This is a genomic window from Bacillus cereus group sp. BfR-BA-01356, assembly GCF_022663635.1.
Lineage (GTDB): Bacteria > Bacillota > Bacilli > Bacillales > Bacillaceae_G > Bacillus_A > Bacillus_A cereus.
Map to the genome: position 1 here is coordinate 1 of NZ_JAKUFX010000146.1, position 13,594 is coordinate 13,594.

Sequence of the window (13,594 nt, forward strand, 5' to 3'; positions counted from 1 at the left end):
TTTTACATAAAATACTGGTCTAGTTTCGTGATGTCTTTTTTAAGCAATTTGTCCTTTGATAACTTCAAAAGATATTATTTTTCAGTTGACATACTACCGCAGGTCTTTCTACAAAAAAAAGACACATCCCATTAAGGGATGTGCCTTTGGTTTATCCATTCAGCTACTAGTTTAAGAAGGATATCTTATTGTGTTGATTCATCTAATTATACTATATTTTATTCTCATTTCCTATTTCTCATGTAATACCAATCTGTTAATTTATAAAGTACGTCTTCCTTACCAACCCAATTCCAACCAACTCCACTTCCTCCAGGGAATGGATCGTCAGGAAATACTCTTCTTTTTATGAAATCATCATACGCAACACCCTTAATCTCTACTTGCTCAGTTAAACATAAACTCATTTCATTGATACCTGCTGGAGCTGTTTCTACATTAAAAGTGTATACACCATCTTTTGTCTTCAGTGGTGAATACCATTTTTGGCCACCATCAATGATTTTCTCTTGTCCATCCCAATATAAAGACTTAGTTGGTCTTTTACTATCAAAAACATGTCCTGTTGCTTCAGATAAATACATATTTTTAGGTAGGAATTTTGCTGTAGTATCTTTAAGTTCTTTCTTCTCTAAATCTTGAGTAGACTTTAATCCTTCGTCTGCAAATGGGTATTGTGCCTTAGCAGCAGTAAATACACCAGGGTAATTCGCATTCCAATCATTTTTGTACTTACCGTTTACTTCATACGAAAATCCATAACCAGAATGTAGCTTAGAAGGAGCTAAATTACCAATACTCCCTGTCAAAGTTTCATAATACATTTCCCCAGTTATATCTTCTTTTGATACACGTTCACTTACTGTTTCTACTACACCTTTTACACTCGTTACACCACACATTGCCTTTTCTTTTGAAGGCTCATAGATTGCTGTTTTAATAGGATTATTTTTGTACGTAGTTTCCTCGATGTCTATACGATTACCAGCAGGGTTAATTTCCGCTTGAATTGTTCCTTTACCTTTATGTTGCCAGTCAAGGTTCAGGGTTTTCTTTTCTCCCTCAGTTAATCTTACCTTTTGTAAAGCTACTTGTTGTCCGTTATGTTTTAACACAACTACTGTTTCAGGATTCATATATTTTTCTTCTAATACATCTAACTTTTTAATTTTATTCTTCTCTTTTTCTAGTTTCTGCCTTGCATTATCTAGCCTACTTGCCGCACTATCTAGTTTATTTTCTTCCCAAGAGCAGTCTCTATCATAATAGTGGTCCTTTCCCTCGGCATCTACTTCATGAATTGGATTACGACGACAATAACTTAAGCTGGATTGTGCACTATCTCTATCAGATTCAGTGCTGTTTATTTCTTGTTGAGACTTATTAATATTGTTGTTTACTTTTGCTCTATATTGGTCACGCTCTAGTTTAAAATTATCACGTGATACATCTACTCTTGTTTTGATATTCTTTCCTTCTCTTGCTGTTTCTCCTTCAATTCGGTCAGCAGAGAAATCAATTTTATATTTAAAATCATCTTCATCACCTGGATCTGGATTAGGTGTTACTTCTGTACCACAGTTTCCATCTACAATAAAATCAACTGTTTTCTCGTTTGACCCCCTTTGAACCCCATCAATAATTTTTAATTTTGCAGTATAACGACCACACATCTGAGGCTGCCAACTTATATCTTCTTTCGTAAATCGTCCTGCATCACCTTCATTTGGTTTTTGATTATCTTTTTGTGGCGTTGAACGTAAGTAATTTTCTTGATGATGCACTGTTTCACCACTTTTAGTAATATCTAGTAGCCATTGCACACGATTTCGTTCACCTGCTATCGATGAATAAGGGTTACCTATATCGAGTTTGGGACCACGTTCTGTATATCCTTTCTCTTTACTTACATACTCGAAACCGTTAAATATAAACTTAACAGGTGTATCCTTCTTACCACTAGAGACTTTAAAATCTTTTATTTCAGGTTTACTAGTTCGTACATACCATAGACTATATTTATTTATTCCATTTACGCCACCAGCACCTGCATATCCACCAGAAAGATAGGCTATATCACGAATCCAATAAAACAGACCATATGATTTTGGTGAATTACCATTAGATACTGTGTGCGAATCTATATTATTTAGGACAAATTGAGAATTACCCCAATATTTATCAGAAATGATAGATTCAGTAATCCTCTCTTTTTCCGTTATCATACGATCCCCAACAGCGATAGCACTATTCCAATAACCTTCATTCGAAATCCTCACATAAGGCTCAGTTAGGTCTTCTCTTTGTACTAAGTTTGCTTGTGGGTTTTCAAAACTAAAAGAGCCATTGTAAACAGCGGGGTAATGAAGACCTCCTTTGTACGCTAAATCTATACCAGGTGGTGCATAATTACTCCCAAAACGATAAAACTTACCTGTCATTTGTAATTTTCTAGAAGTAAGAGAGGTATCATTTGTTCCGTTATAAAAAGGAACATCCGCATTTTTCGCACTCGCTATACTTGGAATCATTAATGCTGTTGAGGTACACAGTAACAACAAACTTCTTTTTAATTTCATAATTTTCCCTCCTAAAACAAAAAAAGGACACACCTATACCATTGGCTGGTACGTTAGGTGTGTCCTTTCCGTATCTTAATAAATATAATATTCGATTTTAATCTTATAATCTTATTATAAGATTATTTAGGTTCAATTAAAATAGACATTGTATCACGGATCATAGTTTTTCCAAGACGAATTTTATAATCACCTTTTTGGTGGTTAGTAATTGATTTTGAATCAACAGCATTTTGAATCTCCTGATTCAAATCTAATCCTGTTAAGTACGCAACCCATTTTTTAGTTAATTCAACAGTCGCTGAATTATTATCTAAAAAAGTAATGTTAAAAGTGTCTCCTTCACCTTCTACTACAAATTGACCGCCGGCATATGAACCTTCTGGGTAATACATACCTTTGTCTAGAATAGTTACAGCACCATTTAAATTAGCGTATTTTAAATTCGTATTATATTTACTATTAATCTCTTTTAAAATATTTTGCGCTTCTGGAGCTAATTGTTTTTTTACAGTAGGATTCTCTAGCGCAGATGGATGAAAATCAAAATCTGGTTGTACTAGGCTTTCTTCTAAACCTGCTGGTACTTCAGGTTTTGGGTCTGGCTTCACTTCTGGTTTTTCTTCTGGTTTTGTTTCAGGCTTTGGATCTGGCTTCACTTCTGGTTTTTCTTCTGGTTTTGTTTCAGGCTTTGGATCTGGCTTCACTTCTGGTTTTGTTTCTTTTTCAACTGCATTAATAGAGTTATATAGGAACTGACTATACGCTTCACGTGTTACAAACATTTTTGGAGAATACATATTACCTCCTGTACCAATAGTAACGCCATTTTCTTCTAATGCGCTGATTGCTTTTAGTGCCCATGAGTTTTTATCAACATCTGTAAATGTTGTTGTTTTCGTTGACTTAAATTTAAAAGCATTAGTAAGTACTTGTGCCATTTGTTCACGAGTTAAAATATCATCTGGACCATATTTCCCATCACCAAATCCATTCACAAGTCCTGCTTTAGCAAGTGCTAAGATTTCTTTTTCAAACAAATGTCCTTTAATATCAGTAAAAGGATTTTTGAAGCTAGCATCTGCATCTGCTGGTTTTACGTACATATAAATCATACGAGCAACTTGCCCACGAGTTACATTATCACCAAAGCCAAAGATATTATTTCCGTACCCTTGCACTACTTTACGATTTGTTAAATCATAAATTGCTTTTGTAGACCAGTGATTTGCTGGAACATCATTGAATTTTAATGAGTCTGTGTTATCAGCCTTAGCAGTAAATGCTCCTGCTCCTAGTAATGATGTACCCATTATTGTTAGTGCTGTTGCTGTTTTTAAAAATTTGTTAGCCATTGTTTGTTCCTCCAAATATATTAGTTTTTCATAGATTCTTTTATTGTACCTAATTTAAACATAAAATCCAGATAATTTAACATATAAATTAATTAATTAACATTTTTTATAACTTCTGTTCTATATAGGTATATTTTTCTGACAAAAAAACTATACTTTTCAGCATAGTCTTTTATAGTACAAATCTTAGAATTTTCATTACTTAAAATATACTTGTCCCAATCCCTCTTTACTCGCCCATATCGGAGCTTTTATGCCATCTACACCAATCAGCTTAAATATGAAGAAATGGTGTTCTGCTTTCACCTTAAAAGAAAGGGATTGATTATGATCGATGCGTCCCTTTGTATACTCATACTTCCATCCATCCATCTTTTCTTCTTTCATTCTTTTCTCTATCCCAGGGACTAAATCCACCCTTTTTCCATTGTAATCATATTGAAATCCACCCTTATTTTCTGCGTTTTCTACCATATCAGCAGCAAAGTTATGTGCTTTCACTAACTGTATTCCATACAAAACGCCTTCGGGTAAAAGGCTAATTAATAATAAAGAAAAGGTAAGGAATAGAGCCGTAGTTACTGTATTTTGCATTTTTAATGCACCTACTCTTTTTCTTTATTTTACGTTTCCACCTAATTGTTTTTCTTTTCCATTCGCATCATAAATAATAATACTTCTCGCTTTACTCTTTATCGTTTCTTTTTTTGCATCAAATTGCTTAAAATAACTAGCAGCTTCTGCATCACCTTCGACAGCAATCATTGCTGGTTTTTCCTGTACATCATGTACAGTGAAGTTACGTTTTGAAGCGGGATCTTTAAAATCCGCATTACCGTTATACGCCTTTTCAAACTCTTGTTTCGCTTTTTCTGGATCAATAGCTATTTCTTCTTCTGCACGCAGAGTACCTACTTTTACAGACTTAGCCACAGCTATCTCGCCTCCCCTTTCTAAAGACGATTTATTATCAGTATGTGTTGTATCTCCAATCACCATATCAGTTACAAAGAATAGACAACCTACAAATAACAGCAACATACTTGCTGCAACAATAAACTTTTGCATTCCTCTTCAGCCTCCTTAACTTTCAGACTTTCGAAATCGAAATCCACTTAAAATGGAACTTTTTTTGGAATTCAACAATTGATTTGGTAGCAATAACTCTGCTATTTCCTTCATTATTCCTTCTAACTCTTTATAATAGTTGCGACTTGATAGTAACGTACTATTATTCAATTGTGACTCGAACACATCTTCTATTTCATATGGTGGTAAAGCAGTTAATACCTTATCTCCAAAGCATTCTTCTACTATTTCATGCTTTAAAAGTACAGGAGAAAACTTATTCCCAATGATCCTCACTTTCTCTAAACCTAAGTAAGAAACGAGCTTTCTCTCTTTTTGTGTAAGAGGATGCGCTATCTTTAGCAATTGATGCAGATCTGGTTCCGCTACAAAGAATATGTAATCCGCCATTTCACATATCTCATGGTATAAATCTTTATCCCAATCGCTCCCTGCATCAATAATAGATATAGGTGCTTCTTGGTTGGCCAATAAAACCTTAATAAAATGGTCGAAGTCCTGCTCTGTTTCGTTTTGAAGCTCTTGGTCAACTATAGGATTCTTTACAATATAATTTATTCTTCCTTGCTTCCATTTTGGAATTAATAATATATCAGATTCCTTCTGTAGCATCTCTTTATATCGCTGCAACATAAATTCACTACGATAGTTTTCTGGCGCTTCTGTATATCCCTTTAATAACGGATACGTATAACCATCATCATATAGATTCTCTATATAATTCACATCAATCTGTAGTTCATTTAAGTAAGCGGCTAAAAGATGTGAAACAAAAGTGGCACCACTTCTCCTATTCATGTTGGCCACAACAATTGTTCTTCTTGGAATAGCAATACCAATTTGTTTCTCATATACTGGCTCAAAAGCCAATTTATACTGTTTTTTTATAATTGGCGCTCTTGGCGTTTCTTCCTGAATAGACTTACGCTTTTGTTTGTTTTTAAATAATTTTAAATTAGAGTGTGATTCACTGTTGTTACCTTCCTCTAATTCACTTGATACTTTCGCTTCTTCCTCATCAAAAGGCACTTCAGACAATTTCGTATGTTGCGGTGCTTGACTTGCTCCTACAATTTCCACCACATTTTTAATATCCGATTCCTGTAGCAGCTGCGGGATGACTTTATTATCAATATCAATTTTACGAGAGTTAAAAATGTCATAGATACCTAGATAAATCAGTTTCCCTAAAAATTCATCATTATTTTCACGCTCTGTAAATACTACAATGCGAATATCCCGCTGAAAGCGAATGTCTCTTAACTTCTGTAAAATAATTAATTCTCGCTTATCTTCGTGTCCCGCATCAATATTTAATCGTTTGTCATTAATACATAGAATATCAGGTTGCTCCGTATCTAGAATTTCATCTAAATACTTTATGTGCATGACATCACTATCAGCTACTTCAAATCCTGCACCAACAAAATCCTCACGTAAATATGCCGTATACACAGTATCACTAATAGCTAATACAATCTTTTTCATTATGAAAAACTCCTCTTTGATAGAAAATCACTTTAAAGTAATAGCATGTTTTCAAAAGGCACTTTTGTTGCGTTTTGTATTTTTGTTAATAGTTCGGTGAGAAGCGATTCTATTTCAAATCCATCCAAATTACATGGCATATTATCAATAAGGTTATATTTGACTCTAACCTCTAAACGATCCTCTATTTCTTCTAACGGCATCGCACTAAATAAACTCTGTTCATATATAAATCCATCCCGAAGATTTTTTTGTATTTCTGTCTTGTCTTTGTAAACAATGGTTACTTGTGCTAATTCAATAAAAGGATTATCTAAAGTTAATTTTGTATTCCAGTTTAGACTCCAGATTTCACAGCGGCCATCCGCATGCACAACATTAGCAGCTACAGATGGAGTAATTGTAAATAAACGATCTACTGGAACATTTGTAAAAGTAGTTGTTTTTCCTTCAACTACTTTCAGTCCTCTTTCCTCACGTTCATGCTCAAGCGAAATTTCCGCACCAAACAATGCAATTTCACAAAATACTTGTTCCATTATGGGTTTAATGCCTTCATACGTTCGAACAGCAAATACACTAAATTCTTGTGTTTCATCCGTTCGAACTAATTCATAAATGCTAAATTCCGCTGCATTTACAATTGCAAAAGGAATATCTTGTACAAAATTAGGATTTATAAATAGAGAATCCGGAATCACTGTCTCTGGATGTTTGAAAAACTCTAAACCAAGCTGATATCCTTTTAGAAATGCATTCTTAGCAGCAGCTGGGAATAATGTTTCAAATCTTTTGAGATTGCTTTTAAATTGCTTCTCTTCGACCTCGTTATTAAATTCTCTATCTTGTAAAATGTTTACACGATCAGCAAGCAGTAAAAAATAGTAATTAATAAGAGAATTAATTCTCTCCTCAAAAACTTGATTATCTTTACAATATTTATCAAATCTTCTTTTACTTTCACTAATAATTTCATTCATTCTTTAATACTCTCCTTATCATTTTCTAGTTATTAAATAAAAAAAGACACACCAATGGCAGGTATATGCCCTCGGTGTGTCCGTTTAGCAAGAATTAAATATCTCTCAATTTGTATATTAATTTTAAACAATAAAACTTATGTATAAGATTATCTATATAATATCTAAATGTCAATACTACTTCGCAATTATTAAATAAACTCACAAAAATAATGCTTCTAATTGATTAACCTTTTCTTTTTTGCATATGTCATTTAATAACCTAATTCAGGTAATACTATTAGTATATCTAAGTATAGGATTTTCATAACAAAATTTCGATTTTTTTATTTACAACTAAATTTCAAAAGTAAAAAACATTCATTTAATATATTCCTTACCTTAGAGAACTTTAAATATAAAACAATCTTTATATTACTCATAGCATAACTAACAGCAAACGACTAAAGCATATTAATGTTATGTAAACAATAAAGCGACACAAACTCGTTCAGTTGATATTAACATATCAACTGACATTGACATGAAATTTCATATTGAGAGATGAATACAAGTTAAACTAACCATCCAGTTCATACCTAAGCCAATTTATTAATTACATATTTCGCAAACAAAAATTATAAAATTGCTTTTAAGTTCCTATTTTAGTTATTAGACAAAAAGCACGCTAATAATGAATATACATCCATAACATATTTTTCTTGTAACAATTAAAATGACTTTTAGTTAGTATATACTTATATTGGAATGATACACAAAATCATTTCTTCTACTCAAATACTATAAAAACTACAATCTATAATTATAGATTGTAAAGATATTAGCTGCACTTTTTTTATCATAGAAAAGAACTCATACTTATAGTATGCCCAAATAAATAAGTCGTATACCTAAGTATTACAACTGCTATTTATAACCAAAACTCCCAATATGCTACACCGTTCTTTTTATAAACCTCCTTGATCAAGAAGGTTTCAAAGAAAGTCTATCTCCATTTAATTTTTAACACAATTTGAAGTACACAACCCCAAATTTGTTAATGTCATATAAACAATTAACCAACACTAATACCCTCGAATGAAATTAACATATCAATTGACATTGATATGAAAGGAAATAAAAATGTACAGATGTTAATTTCATATTGATATTTTATGTGTTATATCAATCCGATGATACTCAGATATAAATTAACGTAAAACCAATTAGTAGATCTACATTTATTATCATTAGTTACTGGAATGTAATAACTAACAAACCAGCGCATGCTATATTTTATTACTAATTACTTTTATTAACTTTCTAATGGGTATTTAAGTCATAAACACCCATTAGAATAACTAGTATCTCTAAATGTAAATGGCAGTTTCTATTTCTGATCAACATGACATTAACAATTAGGATGATTTATCCTTTGTTTGGGTGTTTTTTTGTTAATGTCGTATTAATCTCATAGCAATCCTTCATTTCATGTTAGTGTTATCTTTATGGATATTCGAAGTATGCTTATCTAATTTTTGTTAACATATCAATCTCATTGTCTTATTTATGGTTTTATTAATATATGCAAACATACACTAGAGATCGGATATCTACAAAATACATCACTTGGATTATTCTAGTATTCTAAGTCGAACCTTGGTATCTTAAAAACTTCCTCAAAATTATCTATAAAATCCTTCGTTTATGGTTCACATTTCATGTTAAAAGGTAATCTTTTTAGATCAGCATGTATACAAAGGGTTGATCTATATCTATTATGGTTAACAAAACATTGACAATAGGTGTTCGTATGTTATTAGTAGGTGGTTGTAGTATTGATTTCATGTCAATGTCATGTTTCATGTTAATGTCAACTCACAGGCTCAATCTGTTCTTTAATACTGATAAAGATCATTTTGTTGATACTGACTACATAAATTTCTATCATGACATGCAATATACAACTTAAATTGTACATTCTATACTAAGTTAATATACATAAGTAGATCCTAACTTGTATGTAGCAAGTAAATAGGGAGTAGGACGAACCTCTTCGAAGCATTATGATTGTACTCCTATATCCTTAAATACCGTTTTGTTTATTGAACAATACTAACTCTACATTAATATTATTTACTTTTTACTAGCTTTTATACGTGATAATTAGATTTTGGGCGTTACTTTGTGTATTTTCCGTTATATAACCGGATTATATCCTTATAACTTATTTACAAAATGGCTTTATTTCCTTATCATTAATATTAAGTAGCCTAATTTGTTAATCTCATAGCAACTATCAGTAGCGCTACTACAATAATATATATATTCCCATTAACAAAACATTACCAATTATATATTTCAAATTGGTAATAAAGTTACTGATTCACCGAATTCTATGCTAAACGTCAATGTTTTGTTAACAAGTATATGTTTACATGTTAATTCTATATTTCATGTAATTCACTGGATTGGTAGGGATTTTCACAAATATTATCGAAATACTAGCTAACATGTTAATCTCAGCTCACATGTTAATTATAATTAGTTATTTATGAGTTGATTTTTGAGGAGGTAGTTACAATGATTGAGCAAAAAAATGAAAAACAAGACCATCAAATTAACGATGATGATATATTAGATGATAATGTTTTCGAAAAAGCATGGCGGATAACAGAATTCTCAAAACTAGTAGGACGTCATCATAATACAGTTTATAATTGGTTCAATATCCTAGAAGAAAAGGGACTTCATGAAACTTTAAGAACTCAAAATACAAATGAAAAACTCTATAATGCTTTAGATCTTGAAATTGCTCTATTTATAAAGCAGAAAAGGGATGAGAAATGGTCTCTAGATGCAATTATTGACCTTTTACCACACCAATTTGATTTAAGACCAGTTTCACCAGAACATCAAACAAATGAGGTATCCACTGAATTAAACCTTCAAGCTACTGCTGAAATTATTGAAAAAATGGTAACTAAACAGTTAGAAGAAAAAATAAAACATATTGAATCTCATTATGAAGAGAGGGTAGAAAGTATATTAAAGCAGTTACCACAACCAGAAGATGTAGAAACGCTAAAATTACGCCAACGCCAAGATAGGCTTGATAATTTTATTATTGAGCATAGGGCACGTCAGGAATTAAGAAAACAAGCAGAGAGCTTATGGAATAACAAACCTGAGGAAGAGCGCACTAGAAAAGCAGGCTGGTTTAAAAAAGAGGAAGACTTGAGTAAAAAACAACTCTTCATAGAGCAGTACATACAAGATAATATTATTGAGTATATAAAATCTCTTATGGATTCAGTGGAATAATAAAAAAGTCTGGAACTTAGTCCAGACTTTTTTATTATTTTGTAGTACCAAACATCTTATCTGGATCTAGAAAATCTGCTAGATCTTCATCTTCATTTGCTCCAGCATTATTATTTTCTTCGTCACTACCCATATCAATAAAATCTCCAAATGCAAAACCTAAATCCTCATCCTCATCTATACTTTCAATCGTACTAATTTGAGACTTTTTATACTGAATTTGGCTTTGTCTTTCTTTAAATTCATTAAATTCTTCAACTAAACCTTTAGATAATCTCGATGGTAATGCATCGGTTTTATAGAAGGTATATACAGTTCCTAAGAAATCATTCTTACTTACCAAATATCCATTAAAAACTGTACCATTTATAGGTAAATTATTTGAAACTTCTACCTTAGCGTCATCCATAAAGGAATCATTAATATTCTTTTGCTCATCTAGGATAGCAAGCATACCAAAATGATGTACTTTTGATGCTTCAACAGAACCATCATCGTTCTTCTTCATCAAATCAATCGGGGGATGGAAAGAGCTTCCTCTTAATGATTCTTGGAACATTTCTATAATTGCATGGCTATTTTCTATTTGATTCATATTACGTGAAACCTTATTAATTACTAAACAGCCCGTTTTCTCAAGTAAAATACGTTTAAAATCTTGAGAATCCAGTATTACAGATGTACCAGATCCATTAGAAGCGGTATTTAACTCATGAATAATTTCACTAATACGTTGATTTGCATAATCTCGTGAATTAGCGATACCTTTTTTCTCATTTTCATTCAATTCCTTAAATTCATCGTAAAAATGCTGGTTATCAGCAAACACAACAAATGCTACACCTTTTGATTTATCATTTGCTAATTTCCAAATTTCCTGTGAAAATTTATTTACTTGTCGTAATACATCAGGCCCATCTGCTCGGACGGGAAGAGTTACAACAATCCCCATTTTAATAAAGTCTTTGCGCTCAATAGCATTTTCAAAGGCTATTCTCGCAAACTTCGCTTGATTCGCCTTGATTTCAGACATTGGATATAGCTGCGCAACTTTTTGTAATTCTTGTCTGATTACTGGCTTGTTATGAAAAGCCGAAAATTCTTCAATAGCCTTAATGATTGTAGAAGTTCCAGTTCCTCCACCTAAACCTGCAAAAAATAAAACAAGTTCATCTGAAGGTCTTACTCGTTCAGTAATAAATTCTTTTAGCTTTTCTTTTGCTTCCTCATTTGAATCAAGGACCTTTACTGCACGCTCAGGATTCTTACCTAAACCACCTAATTTCAGTGAAACTTGATTACTTTTGGGTACATTTTTTAATTCAGCTAGATCTCCATCATTACTATTTAGTGCTAAGCAATTATATACTGCTGTACCATCTGTATGTGTATATTCCGCAAATTTATCTACCATTCTAGTACCAGCTTGACCAAAACCGACCATCGTCATTTTAACTGCCACTTCATTCTTCAAGAAGTTTTTTGCCATTATTTTATCTCTCCTTATTTATCTTTTTTCTTTTCCCTAACTCAATCAGTACTTGTTGCCCTCTATAAGTTGAGATCAAAAATTTATATGGGTGCATGGTTTTTTCATAGATTAAAGACATTGATGATAGTGTACTCACACTTATTTCAGCTGAACGTCTAGATATATTCGTACGTTCAACCTCTAAAGAATAGGATTTCCCCTTTTTTTTCTTTACTCTCCTATCAATAACTACATTTTCCACTATTTCATTAATAGATATGCCCCTCATGTACTTCGTCTCTTGAAATTGTTTATTTACTATGTTTCCTATGTATAGAAATACACTATAGAGTATCTCATCTTGTTCAAGTATATCAGCAAACATGTTTACTACTTCATCCGCAAACTTGATTGTTTGATATTTTTCACTTAAAACTTCGTTCAAGTCGTCCCCCCCTTAAAACACTGGTTAATTATTCCTAGAAACATAGTACATCATTACACGTTGTATATCAAGTCATTATAAATAAAACTTATATACAGGACTTGTATATAAGACTTATAAAATTAAAAATAGAATTAATATATATATTATAAGGGTTTATGTATACGCCTTATATATAATGCGTATACATGTTATATCAATCTTAAATTTCATGTGATTGACATTTCAAAAAAGATTATTAAAAAACCCAAATTAAAATTCTAAAAAACAGATTAAAAACCACCAATTTTTTCAACATAAAAATCCCAGAAATAATTATACGTTTTATATATAAGCTTTACATATAAAACGTATAAAATAATGCTTTTATATCGTAGTTAAATCAAAAAACAAATTATCTAGTTTACATACAAGTTTTATATAAGTCTCTTATATAAAACTTGTATGTAAACTGTATTTGTAAAGCTTATATAATTCAACTAAACTTTTTTAATATTCCAACAATAAATATTGTTCGAGTGTATTTATATTACTAGGGAGATTTCAAGACATTCTTATAGCAATTCACACTAAGTTTTTCTTTGTTACCTAGCTGTTTTAACAGGATTTATCACTTATAAGACCGCTCATTGTTAATGTTATGTTAATGTACTGTTCTTCACTTAGTACTTGTTAGTTCACATTATTATATATGTTATAAGAAAAATTATCCTCTTTTCCTCATTTGAATTCAATTCCTTGTCAATTTCATTCATTCCTCAAAAGCCAGTAGATATAAATGCTAACTTAAATATGTACATTAACGCTTGAATAAATATGTACATTTTCAATTGGATTCTCCATACTGACTCTGAGGTGGTTAGTATGTATATTAAGCTAGATAT

At 31.7% G+C, this 13,594-nt stretch carries 10 protein-coding genes; 2 read left to right on the plus strand and 8 right to left on the minus strand.

Features of this window, described 5'->3' with window-relative positions; translation table 11 throughout:
- Window positions 1-224: 224 nt before the first annotated feature.
- The 6 genes from MR168_RS28695 to MR168_RS28720 form a co-directional block, all read right to left on the minus strand.
- The gene (locus tag MR168_RS28695; protein ID WP_242291680.1) at window positions 225-2,579 is read right to left on the minus strand and encodes a hypothetical protein; all 2,355 of its coding nucleotides are present in this window, start codon (window positions 2,577-2,579) and stop codon (window positions 225-227) included.
- A 122-nt stretch (window positions 2,580-2,701) separates the two neighbouring features.
- Window positions 2,702-3,934: an S-layer homology domain-containing protein gene (locus MR168_RS28700; protein WP_242291681.1), complete on the minus strand. Its 1,233-nt coding sequence runs from the start codon at window positions 3,932-3,934 to the stop codon at window positions 2,702-2,704.
- A 198-nt stretch (window positions 3,935-4,132) separates the two neighbouring features.
- Window positions 4,133-4,528, minus strand: coding sequence for a DUF4320 family protein (locus MR168_RS28705; RefSeq protein WP_001181729.1), 396 nt, complete (start codon window positions 4,526-4,528; stop codon window positions 4,133-4,135).
- A gap of 24 nt (window positions 4,529-4,552) precedes the next feature.
- A complete protein-coding gene (locus MR168_RS28710; protein WP_086412662.1) occupies window positions 4,553-5,002 on the minus strand; it encodes a hypothetical protein in 450 nt (149 codons plus the stop codon).
- Window positions 5,003-5,017: 15 nt separating this feature from the next.
- A complete protein-coding gene (locus tag MR168_RS28715; RefSeq protein WP_086412661.1) occupies window positions 5,018-6,511 on the minus strand; it encodes a hypothetical protein in 1,494 nt (497 codons plus the stop codon).
- A gap of 32 nt (window positions 6,512-6,543) precedes the next feature.
- Window positions 6,544-7,491 (minus strand): hypothetical protein, encoded by a 948-nt coding sequence (locus MR168_RS28720; RefSeq protein WP_086412660.1) that lies wholly within the window; start codon window positions 7,489-7,491, stop codon window positions 6,544-6,546.
- A gap of 1,759 nt (window positions 7,492-9,250) precedes the next feature.
- On the opposite strand from MR168_RS28720, the gene MR168_RS28725 reads away from it, so the two are divergent.
- Together MR168_RS28725 and MR168_RS28730 are read left to right on the plus strand one after the other, a co-directional pair.
- Window positions 9,251-9,442, plus strand: a complete 192-nt coding sequence (locus MR168_RS28725) for a hypothetical protein (protein WP_142388802.1) — start codon at window positions 9,251-9,253, stop codon at window positions 9,440-9,442.
- Window positions 9,443-10,053: 611 nt separating this feature from the next.
- Window positions 10,054-10,794, plus strand: coding sequence for a MerR family transcriptional regulator (locus MR168_RS28730; protein ID WP_000572539.1), 741 nt, complete (start codon window positions 10,054-10,056; stop codon window positions 10,792-10,794).
- 34 nt (window positions 10,795-10,828) lie between these two features.
- On the opposite strand, the gene MR168_RS28735 is transcribed toward MR168_RS28730, so the two are convergent.
- A complete protein-coding gene (locus MR168_RS28735; protein ID WP_242291682.1) occupies window positions 10,829-12,283 on the minus strand; it encodes an FtsZ/tubulin family protein in 1,455 nt (484 codons plus the stop codon).
- 4 nt (window positions 12,284-12,287) lie between these two features.
- Window positions 12,288-12,710, minus strand: a complete 423-nt coding sequence (locus MR168_RS28740; RefSeq protein ID WP_001006726.1) for a hypothetical protein — start codon at window positions 12,708-12,710, stop codon at window positions 12,288-12,290.
- Window positions 12,711-13,594 lie beyond the last annotated feature (884 nt).

Bases quoted from the DNA above. Each gene is read 5' to 3' on its own strand.
- MR168_RS28730 (WP_000572539.1), top strand. From the start codon at position 10,054: ATGATTGAGCAAAAAAATGAAAAACAAGACCATCAAATTAACGATGAT.
- MR168_RS28705 (WP_001181729.1), bottom strand. From the start codon at position 4,528: ATGCAAAATACAGTAACTACGGCTCTATTCCTTACCTTTTCTTTATTA.
- MR168_RS28695 (WP_242291680.1), bottom strand. From the start codon at position 2,579: ATGAAATTAAAAAGAAGTTTGTTGTTACTGTGTACCTCAACAGCATTA.
- MR168_RS28725 (WP_142388802.1), top strand. From the start codon at position 9,251: ATGGTTAACAAAACATTGACAATAGGTGTTCGTATGTTATTAGTAGGT.
- MR168_RS28735 (WP_242291682.1), bottom strand. From the start codon at position 12,283: ATGGCAAAAAACTTCTTGAAGAATGAAGTGGCAGTTAAAATGACGATG.
- MR168_RS28715 (WP_086412661.1), bottom strand. From the start codon at position 6,511: ATGAAAAAGATTGTATTAGCTATTAGTGATACTGTGTATACGGCATAT.
- MR168_RS28710 (WP_086412662.1), bottom strand. From the start codon at position 5,002: ATGCAAAAGTTTATTGTTGCAGCAAGTATGTTGCTGTTATTTGTAGGT.
- MR168_RS28720 (WP_086412660.1), bottom strand. From the start codon at position 7,491: ATGAATGAAATTATTAGTGAAAGTAAAAGAAGATTTGATAAATATTGT.
- MR168_RS28700 (WP_242291681.1), bottom strand. From the start codon at position 3,934: ATGGCTAACAAATTTTTAAAAACAGCAACAGCACTAACAATAATGGGT.